Below are 18,299 nucleotides of genomic sequence, written 5' to 3'. Positions count from 1 at the left end.
CCCCTTAACGGCATTGACAATTTAAATATTTGTTGGTAGCTGCTGTACCGTCTTCTCGGGTTTGCTGCATCCCGGTAGCCGCTCTGACCGCATCCATTGTTTCGGGAATGGTGACGCTTTCCTGAGGAATATTGATGGCAAACATAATATCGTTTCCGCTTTCGACGATACAATCTTCCCATAATCCGATTTCATACATGTCACCTCTGGTATTGCCCAGATCTCTGGCATATCGGAAGAAGGAGGCATTTCCCTGGAAACCATCATCAATTTTTACCACCCGAATACGGGGATGTTTTTTGAATGCTTCCAAGGCCATTTCTTTGGTGATTTTTTTCTTACCAGTGGCCAGAACGGTGATAATATGCCCATGGGTTACTGGTGTATGAACCAGCACGCCTGTGGCTTCAACATGAGGCATAATGGTCATTAAATCAACAGCCTGATGGGAAGGCGCCTTGTCAACCTGTAGCGCATTGGTTAAACCACGGTGATAATCACCGGGATCGGCAACCCGACGGATAATGGTTATGGCTACTTTTTCGACCCCACCACAGTTTCGATCCAGACAATCAACGGCACGAATCAGGCCGGTGGTATTACAGCTGGTGAGTTTCAAATAATCCTGGTCAACGCCCTGTTCGTAATTGGCATAGCCATGGAAAAAGACATCAGCGACTGAATTCTTTTCGCCACCCTGAAAAATAGCTTTCACGCCTTTTGATGCGTAGAGTTCTTTGTTTTTAACGCCGACACCGCCTGGTGAAGAATCCAGCATAATATCAACCTGATCGACCAGGTCTTCAAACGATCCGGCAATAGGAATTTCCAGGCCTTCAAACTCTGGTTTCCGGTTCATGTCCACTAAAAACAAGTTGTAAGGCATCCCTTTTTCTTTTAATGCCCGGATTGACAGAGTCGGTGCTAAATCAGCAACCCCTACCAATTCCATATCGCCTTGCAATGCCACTGCGTCTGCCAGTCTCTGACCAATGACGCCATATCCTGCTACGCCTACTTTAATTTTTTTCATTATATTTTCCTCCTGAATTTTATTTCTTTGGTGGTGCATTACAGCACAGCCCTTCCACATCGTGAGCCGCCTCTAGAATAATTTCGCAAACGGTGGGGTGAGGATGAATGGTGTCTGATAATTCTTCAATGGTGCCTTCGCATTCCATAATTATTGCAATTTCTCCGATCATATCAGTGGCTCTGGGGGCCATGATCTGAGCACCGTAAACTTCGCCAGTGGCATGGTCGCAGACCAATTTGATCAGTCCCTTGCTATGTCCCATGACACTGGACTTGCCATTGCCGCCGACACCATAACGTCCGATTTTTATGTTCTTTCCAGCCTTGATTGCTTCCTCTTCACTGAGGCCAATCCAGGCTATTTCCGGATTGGTGTAAAGACAGGAAGGTACCACCTCATAGTTCATCCGCTGCTGTTTGCCGATAATGTTTTCGGCAGCAACCATCCCCTGTTTTGTGGCAACATGAGCCAGCTGGATTTTTCCGGTGATATCACCAATCGCATAGATGTTAGGGATATTGGTTCTCAGATAGGCATCAACTTCAACAAATCCGCCATTGCGCTTAATGCCAACAGATTCCAAACCGATCTGATCGATTTGCGCTTTTCGGCCGACACTGACAATGCAGTGAGATCCGGTAGCATGGTTCAGCTGTCCATCTTTTTCATAGTTCACAGTGATTTCGCCCGCTTCTTCGATCCCCGTCACTTTGGCACCAGCGATAATCTGAACCCCTTTTCGTTTAAGTATCTGGGACAGTTCCTTAACAATTTCCTTGTCGATTCCCTTCAGAATATCCGGCTGCATTTCGATAACCGTCACTTTTTTTCCCAGCGATGCGTATAAGGTAGCAAATTCGATGCCGATAATGCCGCCGCCGATAATCACCAGACTTTCCGGACACTGTTTCATTTCCAGAACTTCGTCGCTGGTCATGACCGATTTATTATCAACGCCTGGAATGGGTGGCAAAAAGGGGGCAGAACCGGTGGCCAGAATGATGTGATCGGCCACAACCGTTTCTCCATTTACTGCTATTTCATTCGCATTTTTTAGTACCCCAAAACCTTTAATGACGGTGACGCCATGGGCTTTTTCAAGTCCTTCAATGCCCTTTCTTAATCTGCTGACGATCTTATCTTTATAGGCTGCCAATTTTTCATAGTCAAATGCGAGATTGTTAAAAAGCACGCCAAACTCCTGGGCACCCTTTGCTTCATCGTAAAATTCGGCGCCATGAAGCAAGGCTTTTGTCGGAATACAACCACGATTCAAACAGGTACCGCCAAGTTCTCTTGCTTCGATGAGCACTGTTTTGAGACCGTACTGGGAACAGCGAATCGCTGCTTCGTATCCCCCGGGGCCACCTCCTAAAACTGCAACATCATATTTCATAACGTCATTCTCCTTAAATCAGCAACATTGGATTTTCAAGTAATTCTTTGATCCGTTTGAGAAATTGTGCTGCCGGCGCACCGTCCACGGTACGATGATCATAGGTCAGACTGAGCTGCATCATCATTCGGATAACAATTTCATCACCTATTACTACCGGTTGTTTGGCCAGCTTTCCAACTGCCAGGATTCCGGCTTCTGGGGGGTTAATAATGGCAGTAAAGCCATCAATATCAAACATCCCCAGATTGGAAACGGTAAAGGTTCCGCCGCTATAGTCTTCCGGCTGAAGTCTGTTTTCTTTTGCTTTTGAGGCCAGTTCACTGGATTCTTTGGAAATTTGATCCAACGATTTGAGGTGAATATTTTTAATGACCGGGACAATTAAACCCTGATCAATCGCTACCGCCATACCCATATTCACATATTTCTTAAGCACAATACCCTCACTGGTCCAGGAGGAATTCATCATTGGGAATTCAGTTAAGGCTTTGGCCACGCAGCGCAGCACGATGTCGTTGTAGCTGACCTTTCTGCCTACTGCTTTGTACTGTTCTCTTAAGGCTACCGAATTGGTCATATCGACGGTGATGCGATGGTTGGCCTGGGCCATTTCACCAAGACTTTGTTTCATCCGTTCCGCGACAATTTTTCGCATCCCTTTGATGGGAATCAATTCTTCATCAAGTGGCGCTACCATCTGAATCGGTCCCTGACTGACTGATGCCGATAAACGCACATCGTCTGCTAACACTTTATTGCGGACGCCAGATCCCTGAACCCCATTGATATCAATATTTTCCAACTCGGCAATTTTTCTTGCCAATGGCGTTGCAGCTGTTTTTTGTGCCGGATTAAGCACATAATCCAGAACATCTTTTTCAATGACCAGTCCCTCCGGACCAGAACCATCAAGATCGGCAACATCAATCCCTTTTTCTTCCGCCAGCATTTTAGCCCGGGGAGAAGCAAAAACTCGTCCAGTTCGTGGTGCCTTAACGGTTGCTGTTTCGATCGCTGCTTCCTCAATCTGCACTGGCTCCGCACTTTCAGCAACCGCTGCAGCGGCTGCCGGTGCCCCGATGGAATCCAATAAGGCGGAAAAATCTTCGCCTTTGTCACCAACAATGGCAATCGGCTCGGTGATTGGAACCACGGCGCCAGCTTCATGAATTATTTTTAACAAGGTGCCACTGATACTGGCGTCAATGGAGATGGTCAGTTTATCCGTCTCCATTTCAAATAACGGCGCATCGGCAATGACTTCTTCTCCTTCTCCAACCAACCATTCCATAATGGTTCCTTCGGTCATCTGGAGACCTTGTTTGGGCATAATTATAAATTCTGCCATGCTATCCTCCTAACTATCGAATCTATCGATAACATACTTTTTTTGCTGCTTCAACGATCTGCTGCACACTGGGTACCACGGCATTTTCCAATTCAATATTAAAAGGAAGCGGACAGGCTTTGGCACCCAGATGAATCGGTGCGGCATCTAAATATTTAAATGCGCCATCAACCACCTGTGAAACAACTTCTGCTCCCCAACCGGCGACCTTATGGGCTTCATGAACAACCACCAGTTTGCCGGTTTTTTTAACCGATTCGATAATGGTGTCCATATCAAAAGGTACCATTGTTCGGGGGTCAATCACTTCGGCATCAATCCCCATTTTTTCCAGTTCAGCTGCCGCTTCCAGTGCTCTGCTGACATAAAGCAGTGAACCTACAATGGTGACATCTTTACCGGTTCGCTTAATTTCAGCCTGACCAAAAGGGATACAGAAATCCGGATCATCCGGTACTTCGAATTTCGAAGCATAAAGCGCCTTATGTTCAAAGAACATTACCGGGTTATCATCGCGAATCGCGGTTCTTAAAAGTCCTGCAGCATCGGCGGCATTGGACGGACAAGCTACCTTGATCCCGGGGAAGTGCATAAAAATAGTTTCCAGACTCTGACTGTGGGTGGCGGCATTTCCCCGTCCAATTCCCTGTTGTCCCCGGATGACCAGGGGAATCTTTGCTTTACCGCCAAAAATATAGCGGGTTTTGGCAGCCTGGTTAATAATCTGATCGGCAGCAACTAAGGTAAAGTCCATGTACATCAGTTCGACAATGGGGCGCATGCCAGCACAGGCGGCCCCTACACCGGCTCCAATCATCGCTGCTTCGGAGATCGGCGTATTTCTGATCCGATCGGTGCCAAATTCCTTGTATAAATCCCGAGTGCATCCAAAAATACCACCCAGCAACTCAATATCTTCTCCCATTACAAAAACATTTTCATCCCGACGCATTTCTTCTGCAATAACGTCCCGAATGGCTGTTGCGTAAGTTTTTTTACTCATTTTTGCTCCTTTCTCAAGCTTCGTAGAAAACATCGTCCATCACATCGGCAGGATCCGGATTCGGACTGTTAATGGCAAACTCGGCAGCCGCATCTGCTTCCACTTTTGCGGCTTCTTCAATCGTATCCAGTTCTGCGGCCGTGAAATCGCCAGCATCAACCAGAACTTTTTTAAACAATTGAATCGGATCTTTGGTATCCCGCCACATCTCAACGTCTTTTTTATCCCGGTAGGTTTGAGGATCTCCGGTCCAATGGCCAAGGGTTCGATACGTTTTACATTCAATTAAAGTCGGACCGTCGCCAGCTTTAGCCCGTTTAACGGCGGTTTCAAACGCTTCATAAACAGCAAAAACATCATTGCCGTCAACTGTTACCCCAGGAATCCCGTAACCAACAGCACGATCGCTGATGTTTTCAACCGATGTTGACTGTGCAACCGGTACTGAAATTCCAAAACCGTTGTTTTCACAGATAAAAATGATGGGCAGTTTCCAAACCGCTGCCAGATTCAGACTTTCATGAAAGGTTCCTTCGTTAGATGCTCCATCCCCAAAGAATGAAACCGCAACCTTGTCATTTTTCTGAAGCTTGGCCGCCAGTGCTGCGCCAGTGGCAATCGGGATGCCCCCGCCGACAATGGCATTTGCACCAAGGTTTCCCTTGGTGAAATCGGCAATGTGCATCGAACCACTGCGGCCTTTACAATAACCGGTTTCTTTACCCATGAGTTCAGCCATGGCTTTATCCAACTGAGCCCCTTTCGCAATGCAATGACCATGACCCCGATGGGTACTGGTGATATAATCGTCATCGGTCAATTGCGCACAAACAGCGGCAGCAACGGCTTCTTCGCCAGCATATAAATGAACCGATCCACGCAGTTTATTTTCTTCAAACAGGCGCAAAGCCTTTAATTCAAAATATCTGATTTTATTCATGATCTCGTAGATCCAAAGTTTTTGTTCTTTTGATATCACGTTGATACTCCTTTCAATCCTTACTGTTTTTATTCTTCCTCAGGCAAACTCCAGTTAAAAAATTCAAAATAAGGTTTTGCAGCTTTCATCCGGAATGCGTCCATATCCACCTGGGACCAGTCGTAGACACCTAAACCAGTTTTCTGCCCAAGGTCACCTTTTTCAAAGCGTGACCGGATGTAATCCGGGGTTTTGTCGGCATTAGAAAGATCCGGGAAAAGATAGTCATCAATGCTGACGATCATATCCAAACCGGCATAGTCAAAATGTTCAAAAATACCGATGGAGGTATAACGAGGTACAAAACTGTATTTTAAGGTTTTGTCAATGTCTTCCGGTGACGCGATGCCCTGTTCTACCATGTGGACGGCTTCCCGGTATAGGGCGTGTTGCAGACGGTTGCCAATAAATCCGGGAGCAGCTTTTTTCATGACCACCACTTTTCGTCCGACTGATTCCAGAAATTCATAAATGGCCTCAATAACCCCTGCTTCTGACCATTGACTCGGTACCAGCTCTACACAGGGAACCAGGTGGGGTGGATTCCATGGATGAGCCACTACCAGCTTTTCTTTTTGCTTCAAGCCTTCAGCCAGATCATCCGCTGAAATCGCTGATGTCGACGAGGCAATGGCTTTAAAGTTTGGACAGTTCGCTTCAATGGCCTGATAAACACTGTGTTTAACCGCCAGATTTTCAACCACACATTCAAAAATCAGCTCCGTATCAACAAGATCCTGATAATTGGTTGTTATCGTCAACAGTTTTTCGCAAGCCTTGTATTGTTTTTCGGTAACTAGCTTTTTTTGCACTAAATCTTCAAAACAGGCCTGATAACGTTGTTTACCGGCTTCTATTTCGGCATCATTATGTGCCAGGATGGTTGTTTTATAGCCATTCCCGGTAAACAACACGGCCATACTGGCACCGATCATGCCAGTTCCGATAATCGAAACGTTATTAATTGAATTCAATTTCATCTGTAAAATAGCCTCCTTTTTTCTTTTAGAAAAACGCTCGGTCGCTTATCCCTGGGTTAAGTAGTTGTAACACTTGATGATATTTGTTCGTTGAATGTATTCCATCATTTCATCCTGACCAATATCCACCGGGCATCGGTTGGCAAAGCTGATCCGTGCGATACACTCTTCCTGAGTCCAGCCATTTTTTATACCATCGGCAACCGCTGTGATCCATTCATAAATAAACGAGAGCTGGTTCATAATATATGACTTTTTAACAACCGGACCATGTCCCGGGACAACGTGATCCACATCCAGAGAGTAGATAAACTTAAGTGATGCAATCAGTTCATCGATATTAGCCGAGTGGAGCCAGATTTGACAATCGGAAAAGACAGTATCTCCGACAAATACGGTTCGTTCCTCTGGTACATGTACGGCAATCTGCGAATCCGAGTGTCCTGGTGTGTGATACAGCTTAAAAGTGTGATCTCCAACTTTCAGGGACAGATCTTTTGAAAAGGTAATCTGCGGTTTGTTAATAATGTAATCTTCTCGGGAGGGCATTAATTCCAGCCCCTTGGGATCCTGGCGGGTTAGTACATCAACACTGTAGTCATAGCCGTCCATTTCCCCCGGCACCAGAAAGAAATCTTTGTTCATCGCTTCGTGTCCGATAATTGGGCATTTACCGGCAAACCAATGATTCCCAAAAATATGGTCAATATGTGGTTCGGTATTAATCATGTATTTAATGGGCCCTTTTTGCTCAGCAAAGGCGATCATCTCAAGCAAACTGCTTAACCACTGAGCGTTATCGATAAACACTGATCCTTCTTTGGTAAAAACAATACTTGGGTTACACCCCCGAATCTTTGTTTCGGTATAAACATTTGGTGTTAGTTTTTCCATTTTAATTTCCTTTCTCAACAGGTGAGGTTGATTTATTTGTAAAAAAAGGAGCAGCGATGCCTTGCGGCATCATTTCTGCTCCTTAACTGGCTTAGTTTTTTTGAGCTTCCTGTGCCGCATCCTTTAGTACATGTCGTACCCATACCTTGACCATTTCTTTTCGATACTCTTTTGTCGCACGAGCATCGGTTATCGGTGTACACGACTCTGAAGCGATCACTGCTGCTTCTTCAATTAATTGATCGGTTAGCTTCTTTCCTGATAATAGGGCTTCCGCTTTTGGCACCCGGATGACAGTTGGGGCGACACCACCCAGAGCGATTTTTACATCCACCACTTCATCTTGCGCATTCAAGGTGACTTTTCCGGCGACACCGATAATGGCGATGTCCGTATCGCCCCGAATTGAATATTTTTTGTAAACAGCGCCGGTTTTGTCGGCATATTTAGGGATCTTAAAACTGACCAGCATTTCGTCATCGGCTAACACAGTTTTGCCCGGGCCGGTAAAGAATTCTTCCAGAAGAACACTTCTGTTGCCATTTTTGCCAACGATGTTGGCAATTGCTCCGGAAACGACCAAACCCGGAACGGTATCAGCACTGGGCGATGCATTACAGCTGTTTCCACCAAGGGTGGCAATATTTCGGACCTGCATGCTGGATACATTTCCGGCACCGGTTTTAACAATTTTCCAGGCACCCGTTAACAGTTCTGATTTGGAAACATCCATCAGACGAGCCATGGCACCGATATAAAGGCCATCTTCTTTTAAAGAAACTTCGCTTAATTCAGGAATGGCATTTAAACTCACCACTGTTTTTGGTTTTAGCGCACGGCTTCTTAAGCGAATAACCAGGTCGGTTCCACCGGCCAGCATTTTAACATCTGATCCCTGCTCGCTTAAAATTTGGACACATTCTTCAACAGTTTTCGGTTCGTAATATGCATTAAATTTCATTAGTTCACACCCCCGGCATTAATCTTATCGCGTGCATCTTCAATGGCTTCGACCACTTTTACATAACCGGTGCAGCGACATAAATTCCCATGTAGACCTTCCCGAATATCTTCTTCGGTGGCGTTGGGATTCTCATTTAAAATAGCAATCGCCGTCATAATCATTCCTGGTGTGCAGAAGCCACACTGAATCGCAAAGTGATCAATAAATGCCTGCTGCATCGGATGGAGCACATCACCATTGCACACTCCTTCAATGGTCGTTATTTTTTTATTTCTCGCCTGTCCAATCAGCATCGAACAACTTTTTGCCGCTTTCCCATCAACCAGAATGGTGCAGGCACCACAATTGCCATCATCGCACCCTTGCTTTGTTCCTGTCAAACCCAGCTCGTTTCTTAGAACGTCAACCACAGTCCGATCTGGTGAGACTAGTAAATCGACTGCCTTTCCATTTATTTCACACTCAACTTGAATATAATTTGCTCTATTTTGCATCACTGGCCTCCTTATCTTTAATCAATTTCAATACTCTTTCTGCTGTCATTGGCATTTCTGTCGGTCTTACCCCAATGGCCTGATAGATGGCTGCGGCAATAGCCGGTCCAACCGGAATCATAATCGATTCTGCCATCCCTTTCGCGTTAAATGGGCCATCTGGCAATGGATCTGGAAGAATTGCCCGCATAAAGTTTTTCTGAAGTGGTGTTTCCAGAGTTGTTGGCAAACGGTAGTCTGACATATTAGGATTCATCATTTTACCGTCCTGGAACATGTGATGATCCATGATGGAGAATCCCAAGGCCATAATCACACCACCATCAATCTGACCTTCAACCAGTTTTGGATTAATCGGATTACCGGTATCAGCGGTGCTCATCAGCTTCAAAATTTTAATTTGCCCGGTTTCTTCATTCACAGCAACTTCAGCACCAAAAGCACTGTACTGATACCAGTTCCACATTCTCGGTGTCCGTCCATCTTCATGACCAGGCCCAAACCACTCAACTGCAGGCGCTGGACAAAACACCCCGCGTCCTCTGACTGGTGTTCCTTTTAAAAGACCCCAGGTCTGTTGAGTGAAGAAACTAAACGGTTCATACAGATCAGCAATATCAATAGACTCAATATTTGATCCGACAAAATAAGCTTTACCATTTTTAATGGTCACCTGTTTCTTGGCCAGACCAACTTTCCGACCAGCTGCTTCCTTTAACTGGTCGATGGCATCCTGACAGGCAATGATCACAGCATTCCCGGTTGTGTAGGTGGTTCGACTGGAGGCTCCAAAATTATCATACGGTGTTATCGCTGTGTCTGCTCTGGTAACTTTTACTTTTTCAATATCAATCTGGAATTCCGTTGCTGCCATTTGTCTGAGGGTTGTCTGAACTCCCATCCCCTGTTCATCACAGCTGACCAGTAATTCGATGCTACCATCACTATGAACCAGACAATCCGCTTCGGCTCGCCCAAGTGGTGTATTTTGTTTTCCAGCAGCCGCAATTCCTTTTCCATATTTCCATGGACCACCATCCTGTTGGCAAGGTTCATCAATATTAATGGCATCGGCAACTGCTTCCAGGCATCTTCCCAAACCAATACTGGTCACTTTTTCGCCATAAGGATTGGTTTCGCCTTTCTTTAAAATATTTTTTAAGCGAATCTCCAACGGATCCATATCCAGTTTTTCAGCTAATACATCGATCAAATTTTCCATTGCCCATTCTGATTCAGCACAACCCAGTCCACGATATGGTGCGCATGGCATAGTGTTAGTTCGTACTGCATACGAATCGCATTGAACATTGGGAATGTTGTAGACACACATTAAACCGGAAGAAGATAGGCGGCCATCAAAATAACCCCGGATTTGAGCCCCGGCATCCTCTACTAGCTCAAGTTTTTCAGCAATGATAGTACCATCTTTTTTTGCTCCCAATTTTAATTTGGTGTAGACCGGCCAATTCGATGGTGATGACGTATACATTTCTTTTCGGGTTAAAACATATGAAACGGTTCTTTTTGTTCTTAAGGCCATCAACACTGCCAAGGGTTCTACCAGAGGAAACAAACGATTGCCGAAGCTACCACCAGTAACCGGTTGAATAACCCGAACCTTATTTGATGAAAGCTGTGGATACATGGTTAGAATATGATTCTTGACAACCCCGTGAACTCCACAACCATTGGTAATAATAGTCACCCCACCACCTTCGTGGTATTCAACAATGCTACCGTTACACTCGATTTGGGAGGTTGATTTTTTACCAGCCTGATACTCTTCTTCAACGATTACATCCGCTTCAGCAAAAGCTTTTTCGACATCACCATGGGTTAATTTGTAACTCCCCATTACATTCGGACCTTCTAGTTGAACCCCACCATAGCCAGCAGCAATTCCCAATTCTGGACTGGTAACCGATACGGCATCCGCTTTGAAGGCTTCGCGCTGATCAACTACATAAGGCAATTCTTCATATACCACCTTCACCAGTTCCAATGCCTGCTCAGCAATTTCGATACTTTCTGCAGCCACCGCCACAACAGCCTGCCCCGCCCAGATAACTTCATCTTTTGCCGGATTTCCATAATAACTTGACGCATAAGGGATATCCGCCCATGCAATATCAGGATCACTTCCTTTTACAACAGTTGCAACACCTGGTAGCGCCTCAGCTGCACTCGCATCAATACTCACAATTTTTGCATGGGCATGCGGACTCCGTAAAACCTTTACATGCAACAAATCCCGATACTGAACCTGATAGTCCTCAAAGTACTTTGCTTTACCAGTCGCCTTTTCGTATACGTCGACTCTTTGAACACTTTTTCCAATGTAATTGGTCTTTTCACAATCAGACATAATTGAACCTCCAAATTTAAAGTAAAAATTTAAAAATACTTGAAAAACTAACAATAGAATTTTTAGCATTCATCAGCAGCGCTTTAAGTACTACAAAAATTAGCGTTTTCATACCATTGCTATTCATACAATATTTTAATTTTCCTTTGTACGGCATATTTTTTTAAATATTATATATAATCGATTATATTTTATAGATGAATAGTAACACCTCCCTTTGCTAATGTCAAATGATATTTCGCAAATTTTGTATAATTAATTTTACGTAAAAAAAATCTGTTTAACAGAACTCGCACAATGACTACTCTTTAATCATTATGCGAATTTCTGTTAAACAGATTCGAATTTTTTTTATTGTTCTTCTCAACTTCCTCTTGTCAGGAAATATTATTCATTTCTTCAATCAATACTTCAAAATGCTCGGTGACCGCTTCCATGGCCATTTCTTTACTTCTTGTTTTTAATGCCTGATAAAGACTGTTATGCCGTTCAGCTAATGTTTCCAAAGTAAGATCTGAAATCCAGGCACTAATACTGGTATATTCCCGTATTTTACATTGATTCCAAAGCTTGATTAGCAGCTCATTATTAGAGATTTCCATAATTTTTTCGTGGAACAAGCTGTCTTTTTCAACAAAAAGTTCAAAGTTTCCATCTTTAACCGCTTGTTTCATTTCATCCATTACATTGAGGATATCCTCCAGCTGATCATCGGTAATGACTTCAACGGCATAGCGCATGGCGGCCATCTCCAGAGCTTCCCGGACATAATAAGCATCAATCACATCTTTCTTATCCATTTTGCGCACAAAGGCACCCTGATAAGGGCGGTTCTCAATAAAGCCCATCATCTCGAGATCTCTGATGGCCTCTCGCACAGGTGATTGGGAAACCCCCAGTTTTTTCGCCCAGCGCGTTTCTACCACCCGCTCTCCGGGCTTTAACTCCTCACTGATAATTGCCTGTTTGATTACTTCTCGTATTTCATCACTATATAAAGTTCGTTTTTTTAATTTACCGTCTGCTTCAACCACAATAAATAACTCCTTGCTTTCACTTTCATTACCGTTTAATTATAGCACAAATTCTTAACTTGTCAAAATTATGTATAATCGTTAATAAGTTCTTTTCTTGATTTTTAAATATGTATAAGATTGTAAATCTGCCTAGATTGCTTAATTTAATTGCTTATGTCAAAATCAACGACACATTGTTAAATATATATAATTTTCTTGCTATCAATAGTGAGCTGTGCTGGTTTGCTTTTTACTAAATAAAAAGTTCTTTGCCATAAAAATCCGAAGAAAATTAGCCCAATTAAAAAGACGTATTGCTTCTTAACATCGTGTTATTCGGCAATACGTCTTTTTGACTGTGATCGGTCATCGTTTTTACTTATGCGATTATAAACTTCAGCTGATTTTTAGAATTTCTACACTTGTTGTTCTGCTACTGCTTTTTCAGGAAATTTTTTTGCAATTAAACCGGCAAGTGGGCCCGCTGCTTTTTCAGCAACCCATCCCATTACTGCTCCCAGTACCAGTGCAATGACTACACCGACAATATTTCCGCTTGGAAAATCGGCGGATGCAGTGCCAAAAAGACACGCCGCACCAATGAATGCTCCTGGAATAAATGATAAGATTTCAATTTTTGCCTGGATACACATCATTACAACTGCAAGAAATACAGCTAAACCCATGGCAAGTGGTGAAGCCCATGCACCAACAATAAAAAAGATAACCGCCGCCCAGAATACTCCGGCTAGGTTTGAAGCAAGTCCCTTGACGAAACCCATATTTTTCCCGCCAGCTGCAAAGAATGTTGCTTCACCAGCAAAAGCAACCCATACAATTACAGGCAATACTCCCGCAATAAAAACCAAATGTGAGAATACCCCTGCAATAATTCCTGCGGTTAGACCAATTGCTACTAAATAACCCATTATAATTCCACCTTTCAATTTTACCATTTCGGTAATGTAATAATACTAATCTGATTGCTCCTGGTGTCCTTTTCGAATCGCATAAGTCTCGACACATGATTCATTTAGCATTAATTCTAGCCTGGATCAATTGTGCTATATTACATATAATCGATTATATGTAATATACAGTATGTTGATGTAAACGTCAATCATTTTTTTTGCATTTTTATTTGATCCGTCTTCATTGCGATTATCACTTATACTAACCGAGCTTATCTGGATCATATTTTTCAATCGTGATACGCTCTTTTACCAGCGCACTACACTAAATTTTTAATTCAAACGTGTCTACCATTTTTTTAAGGAGTTCTGCCTGTCCCGAGAGTTCTTCACTGGCTGCCGCACTTTCTTCAGCCGTTGCAGAATTGGTTTGTACTACCATTGAAACCTGTTCAATCCCCTGAGTGATTTGAGCAATTTCAAGTGCCTGATCATTGGACGCCAAAGCGATCTTGCCGATTATATTTGCAACTTTTTCGATTCTACTTAGAATATTATTCAAGCTTTTAGATGTATCATCAACAATGCTACTGCCAACTTTTACTTTTTCAATGGACCCTTCAATTAGACCGGTTGTTTCCTTCGCCGCCTCAGCACTTCTTGCCGCCAAGGTTCTGACTTCTTCCGCAACAACTGCAAAACCTTTGCCATGCTGACCGGCCCGTGCCGCCTCTACCGCAGCATTTAGAGCCAAAATATTTGTTTGGAAGGCAATATCGTCAATGACTTTGATAATTTTTGAAATGCTATTTGAAGATTCATTAATCTCAACCATGGCAGTAACCATTCTACGCATTTGTTCATTCCCTGTTTCTGCACTTTGGCGAACCGCCAACGCCAGTTCATTCGCCTCATTGGCATTTACAGCATTCTGTCTGGTTTCTCCTGCAACGTCTTCTATCGACGCCGTAAGTTCCTGAATAGCACTGGCCTGTTCGGTGGCTCCCTGAGCCAATGCCTGACCCCCGTCTGAAATCTGCTGGGCTCCCACATCAACCTGGCTGGCCGCCAAAGTTATCTCTAAAATGGTTTCACTCAAACTTTCTGTGATTTGGTTTAATGAATTCTTGATCGGCAGAAAATCTCCCCAATACTCGGCTGTGATTTTTTGATTTAAGTTTCCTTTTCCTATTTCTTCCAGTGTCATGGTAATTTCTGACACATATTGTTTCAAAAAAGTAATGGTCTGGTTTAATGCATTTTTAATTTGAGCGTGATCGCCCCTATAATCACCAGCCATCTCTGCATTTAAATCTCCTTGTGACAACTTTTTTAAGCTATCTGATGCTTCCAGAATTGGGGCAATAACTGCATCCAATATTTGGTTAAAGCCGTTGATGACCTTTGCGTATTCGCCATTAAATTTCTCGACATCGCCCCGATTGCTAAGATCCCCTTCAACTGCAATATCAGTCATAATTTTTGTCTCATCCACCAACTGGATAATATTTTCAATCATCCGAATCAAACAGGGTATGATCTGATCATTTTCACTTTGTCGAGGAACTTTTTTCAGAGCCTCCAAATCACACATATTTCCATTTCCAATGTTAGTTGATATTTCTACAACACGAACAAGTTTAATATTTACCAAATTAATTGATCTTGCCAGATCGGAGTATATCCCTACGAAATCACCTTCAATATTCTGGGTAAAATCATTTTTACTCATCAGTGAGAGAATTCGATTACATTCTTCTAAGGCTGTCATCCCTTTTATACAGGAGTTAATATTATTTTTCAGAACTTCAAACTCCCCATCATACGTTTCAGTTATAACGTCTGGCTTATCGCCCTTTCCAATCTGATAGATATATTCAGAGAAAGTACTTACTGGAACGGTAAGCGAATCAAGCATTCTATTGACACCTATGATTATTTCTTTGTATTTTCCATTAAAATGCGCCACATCGCCTCTTGTATTGAGTTTACCTTCTTGGCAGGCCTTAACAATACCATCGATTTCAGAATACAGGCCTTCTATCGAATCTGCTATAGACAGTAATTCGTCGCTAATTAGCGATTGGGTATTTTGATTTTTAGAATCGATAGTTAAATCACCTTCGCCAATTCTTTTAATCCGCTCCACCAGATCCATCTCAAGATACTCAGCCAACTGGTTCAGATTCACTATCATCTGTTCATTTTCATTCGAAGCAGTTTGTTCAATTTCTTTTTTTGAATAAATTCTATTTATTCTATTAATAGTTTTATTCAGCTCACTTAATGCCATCAACCTACTCTTTAAAAATGAATAGGTTATGCACAAACCCACTAATACAAACCCGACTGACGTAATCAGAAGCACACTGATTTGGTTTAAAACTAAATTAAAACTAAATGACACCATCATTATTAACACCGATGTTGCAATAAGCAGTATCGATATAAAAACTAGTAATTGCTTAAACAAACTCATCAAACAATTCCTCCTGCTGCTTTGCTACTAACCACTTTGTTATACCTCTGTTGCTTTTCTCCATCTTCTTACTCCTTTTCAATTAATCGATTATCGTTTATGTTTTATGCACTATATTATAACTCTATGTCACGATAATATGCAAATAGATACTTAAAATTACAGCAGAAATATTTGTAAATAATTATTGCTTCCTTGATCTTTCCTACATACCTTGTTATTTCGACAAAAAACAGACTTCTGCGTCATCGCTTATTTGCGATGATGCAGAAGTCTGTGTTCTTAGACCAGCTGACGCTTGGCATACTTATAAAAATAGGCTTCTTTTTTCATCAGTTCGTCATAGGTGCCGGATTCAACAATGCTGCCCTTTTCCAGTACCAGAATGCGGTCGCAATCCATAATCGTGCTAAGCCGATGGGCAATCACAATCCGGGTGGCGTCGAGGTTTTTCAAACTTTCAGAAACAATCTTCTGGGATCGGTTATCCAGGGCGCTGGTCGCTTCATCGAAAAAGAGTATGGCCGGATTGGCGGCAATGGCTCTGGCAATCAGCAACTTCTGGCGCTGGCCTCCGGACAGGGTACCGGCTCCCTCCGCCACCATGGTTTTCAGACCCATGGGCATTTCCCGGATTTCCTCATCCATACCGACTTTTTTAAGCAGTTCCCAGACTTCATCTTCCGACAGTTCTTTTTTTGAACCGGCAATGTTTGATAAGATATCCCCGGGGATCAATTGGCTGTCCTGGAGTACCACCCCCATTTGCTTTCTGATTTCCCGGATATCCACACTTTCCAGATCAAAGCCGCCACAGTAAATGCTGCCACTGGTGGGTTTTTCAAAGCCCAAAAGCAGCCGCAACAGGGTTGACTTGCCACTGCCGGAAGCCCCAACAATAGCCACATACTCGCCATGTTTGATATGGAGAAAAATATTATCCAGAATCGTGGCCCCGCCCTGATAATAGGAAAAGTACAGGTGCTTGATTTCAATATCCCCCTGAATCTTGCCAGGGGTGGTTTTAAAGCTATCCACTTCGGGCACACCGTCGATGATCGGTTTGGTATTTTCATACTGGGGCACCACACTATTGATCGAAATCAATGTTTGCACCAGTCCCAGCAGCGACGAGATAAAAATGACAAAGGCCGAATTGATGGCCACAAAACCCCCAGAGGAAATGCTATTGACACTGACATAATAGTAGATTACACACATTGACAGGGTTGGCAGAGCAATGGTCATCAACCGCAGCAAGGCCATCAGCTGACCACGCTTATATTCCACCTTCCGTTGCTTGGCATATTCCCGGACCCATTTCAGATAAGAGCGACTTTCAGCCCCAGCCACCCGTAGTCGGGAAACCGAGGTGATCAGCTCAAACACCATCCCCGAAATATCATTGGACATTTCCAGTGAGATCCGCTGGCATTTCATTTGCGCTTTTCCGATGACCAGGGTGATGGCCACACTGATCGCCGTTAAAGCCATGGCAATCCATCCAATGGTGGTATTGATGGTGAAGATATACAATCCGTTAACCAATGAAAATGAGCTGGTGATGATCATCGTAATGACATTCACCGATAAAATTTTCTGGATCATTGCAAAGCCAGTGGCCCGCATCGCCAATGCACCCGAAGAGTACTGTTTAAAAAATGAGGCTGGCAGGGATAACAGTTTGTCCAGCAGGGAATTCTGCAAAATTGACAATTTCCCCTGAATGCGGAGCACACAGATGTTTTGCACCATTGCAAACAACCCCCGACTGATGGCTACCGCCACCAGAATAAAGCCTACTACCAGAATCGTCACCGACTGATTCTGAGGAATCCAGACGTTGAAAGTCTCCTGCATCGCCATCGCCGGCAACAGCGAAAGCAGCGCTGCCGCCAGCGCCAGCACCAGCGTTAAGACCAGGTCGCGACGACGGAACAGTTTTAAACCCAGCTTTACCATTTCCCAAAAGGTCACTGGTTCCTTGGGCAGGGGCGGGTAAAAAACATAGGCCCGGTCGAATTCCGACTGGGCATCCACTTCCTGAAAGCCCCCATCACCCCGCCAGCACCGATAGCGGCTGGGGGATTTGGGAATCAGAGCCACCGGCTCCCCGTCTTTGGTAAAAGCCAGCATCGGGCCGTTATCGCGCTGATACCAATCCGCTTTTAATTCCACCTGCCGAAAGCGAAAACCCGATTCATCGGCAATCAGTTTAAAGGGATCGCCGCCACTAAGCTTTCTAAGCGGCGGGATTTTAACGGCAATCCCCATCGCTTCAGCGACTCTGGCCACAGCGGCAATCAGGGGATTGTCGTCCAGCGTGGCGGCCGATTTTTGGGGCGATAACACGCTGTCGAAGGCTTTTTTGGCACTGTTATTATATTTTTTATTGAGCTGTCGGATTTCTTCTAATTTTTTGGCCATC

The 18,299-nt window shown here is 43.7% G+C and carries 14 protein-coding genes; all 14 read right to left on the bottom strand.

From position 1 onward, the window contains the following. Positions 1-4 precede the first annotated feature (4 nt). The 14 genes from B3F51_RS04080 to B3F51_RS04015 all read right to left on the bottom strand — a co-directional run bounded on the left by B3F51_RS04080 (position 5) and on the right by B3F51_RS04015 (position 18,298). The gene (locus B3F51_RS04080) at positions 5-1,033 is read right to left on the bottom strand and encodes a type II glyceraldehyde-3-phosphate dehydrogenase (protein ID WP_263992780.1); all 1,029 of its coding nucleotides are present in this window, start codon (positions 1,031-1,033) and stop codon (positions 5-7) included. 19 nt (positions 1,034-1,052) lie between these two features. After that, positions 1,053-2,432: a dihydrolipoyl dehydrogenase gene (gene lpdA, locus B3F51_RS04075; RefSeq protein WP_286945596.1), complete on the bottom strand. Its 1,380-nt coding sequence runs from the start codon at positions 2,430-2,432 to the stop codon at positions 1,053-1,055. A 13-nt stretch (positions 2,433-2,445) separates the two neighbouring features. Then, the gene (locus B3F51_RS04070) at positions 2,446-3,783 is read right to left on the bottom strand and encodes a 2-oxo acid dehydrogenase subunit E2 (RefSeq protein ID WP_070370834.1); all 1,338 of its coding nucleotides are present in this window, start codon (positions 3,781-3,783) and stop codon (positions 2,446-2,448) included. A 22-nt stretch (positions 3,784-3,805) separates the two neighbouring features. Next, complete coding sequence (locus B3F51_RS04065; RefSeq protein ID WP_228878548.1) at positions 3,806-4,786, bottom strand: alpha-ketoacid dehydrogenase subunit beta; 981 nt, start codon at positions 4,784-4,786, stop codon at positions 3,806-3,808. A 13-nt stretch (positions 4,787-4,799) separates the two neighbouring features. After that, the gene (locus tag B3F51_RS04060; protein ID WP_276520503.1) at positions 4,800-5,771 is read right to left on the bottom strand and encodes a thiamine pyrophosphate-dependent dehydrogenase E1 component subunit alpha; all 972 of its coding nucleotides are present in this window, start codon (positions 5,769-5,771) and stop codon (positions 4,800-4,802) included. Positions 5,772-5,794: 23 nt separating this feature from the next. Continuing rightward, positions 5,795-6,745, bottom strand: coding sequence for a 3-hydroxyacyl-CoA dehydrogenase family protein (locus B3F51_RS04055; protein ID WP_070370832.1), 951 nt, complete (start codon positions 6,743-6,745; stop codon positions 5,795-5,797). A gap of 45 nt (positions 6,746-6,790) precedes the next feature. Further along, complete coding sequence (locus tag B3F51_RS04050) at positions 6,791-7,639, bottom strand: MBL fold metallo-hydrolase (RefSeq protein WP_228878558.1); 849 nt, start codon at positions 7,637-7,639, stop codon at positions 6,791-6,793. 91 nt (positions 7,640-7,730) lie between these two features. After that, entirely contained in the window at positions 7,731-8,600 is an 870-nt protein-coding gene (locus B3F51_RS04045) for an FAD binding domain-containing protein (protein WP_070370830.1), read from the bottom strand. After that, on the bottom strand, positions 8,600-9,097 hold the full coding sequence (locus tag B3F51_RS04040; protein WP_286945592.1) for a (2Fe-2S)-binding protein: 498 nt from the start codon (positions 9,095-9,097) through the stop codon (positions 8,600-8,602). The genes B3F51_RS04045 and B3F51_RS04040 overlap by 1 nt, the downstream gene beginning before the upstream one ends. Further along, positions 9,087-11,465 carry a xanthine dehydrogenase family protein molybdopterin-binding subunit gene (locus B3F51_RS04035; RefSeq protein ID WP_286945591.1) on the bottom strand — a complete coding sequence of 793 codons (2,379 nt, stop codon included), beginning with the start codon at positions 11,463-11,465 and terminating at the stop codon, positions 9,087-9,089. The genes B3F51_RS04040 and B3F51_RS04035 overlap by 11 nt, the downstream gene beginning before the upstream one ends. A 377-nt stretch (positions 11,466-11,842) precedes the next feature. Continuing rightward, positions 11,843-12,499, bottom strand: a complete 657-nt coding sequence (locus B3F51_RS04030) for a GntR family transcriptional regulator (protein WP_228878562.1) — start codon at positions 12,497-12,499, stop codon at positions 11,843-11,845. A 398-nt stretch (positions 12,500-12,897) separates the two neighbouring features. Then, entirely contained in the window at positions 12,898-13,410 is a 513-nt protein-coding gene (locus B3F51_RS04025; protein WP_228878566.1) for a DUF1097 domain-containing protein, read from the bottom strand. 307 nt (positions 13,411-13,717) lie between these two features. Beyond that, a complete protein-coding gene (locus B3F51_RS04020; RefSeq protein WP_228878569.1) occupies positions 13,718-15,871 on the bottom strand; it encodes a methyl-accepting chemotaxis protein in 2,154 nt (717 codons plus the stop codon). A 282-nt stretch (positions 15,872-16,153) separates the two neighbouring features. Continuing rightward, positions 16,154-18,298, bottom strand: coding sequence for an NHLP bacteriocin export ABC transporter permease/ATPase subunit (locus tag B3F51_RS04015; RefSeq protein WP_286945586.1), 2,145 nt, complete (start codon positions 18,296-18,298; stop codon positions 16,154-16,156). Between the last annotated feature and the right edge of the window lies 1 nt (position 18,299).

It is taken from the genome of Acetobacterium sp. UBA5834 (assembly GCF_002435675.1).
Lineage (GTDB): Bacteria > Bacillota > Clostridia > Eubacteriales > Eubacteriaceae > Acetobacterium > Acetobacterium wieringae.
Note: the sequence above shows the minus strand (reverse complement) of the source record. Positions and strands in the feature narration are given on the sequence as shown.

Excerpts from the sequence above, each read along its gene's own strand:
- B3F51_RS04080 (WP_263992780.1), bottom strand. The coding sequence starts at position 1,033 with ATGAAAAAAATTAAAGTAGGCGTAGCAGGATATGGCGTCATTGGTCAG.
- lpdA (WP_286945596.1), bottom strand. The coding sequence starts at position 2,432 with ATGAAATATGATGTTGCAGTTTTAGGAGGTGGCCCCGGGGGATACGAA.
- B3F51_RS04070 (WP_070370834.1), bottom strand. The coding sequence starts at position 3,783 with ATGGCAGAATTTATAATTATGCCCAAACAAGGTCTCCAGATGACCGAA.
- B3F51_RS04065 (WP_228878548.1), bottom strand. The coding sequence starts at position 4,786 with ATGAGTAAAAAAACTTACGCAACAGCCATTCGGGACGTTATTGCAGAA.
- B3F51_RS04055 (WP_070370832.1), bottom strand. The coding sequence starts at position 6,745 with ATGAAATTGAATTCAATTAATAACGTTTCGATTATCGGAACTGGCATG.
- B3F51_RS04050 (WP_228878558.1), bottom strand. The coding sequence starts at position 7,639 with ATGGAAAAACTAACACCAAATGTTTATACCGAAACAAAGATTCGGGGG.
- B3F51_RS04045 (WP_070370830.1), bottom strand. The coding sequence starts at position 8,600 with ATGAAATTTAATGCATATTACGAACCGAAAACTGTTGAAGAATGTGTC.
- B3F51_RS04040 (WP_286945592.1), bottom strand. The coding sequence starts at position 9,097 with ATGCAAAATAGAGCAAATTATATTCAAGTTGAGTGTGAAATAAATGGA.
- B3F51_RS04035 (WP_286945591.1), bottom strand. The coding sequence starts at position 11,465 with ATGTCTGATTGTGAAAAGACCAATTACATTGGAAAAAGTGTTCAAAGA.
- B3F51_RS04025 (WP_228878566.1), bottom strand. The coding sequence starts at position 13,410 with ATGGGTTATTTAGTAGCAATTGGTCTAACCGCAGGAATTATTGCAGGG.
- B3F51_RS04020 (WP_228878569.1), bottom strand. The coding sequence starts at position 15,871 with ATGAGTTTGTTTAAGCAATTACTAGTTTTTATATCGATACTGCTTATT.
- B3F51_RS04015 (WP_286945586.1), bottom strand. The coding sequence starts at position 18,298 with ATGGCCAAAAAATTAGAAGAAATCCGACAGCTCAATAAAAAATATAAT.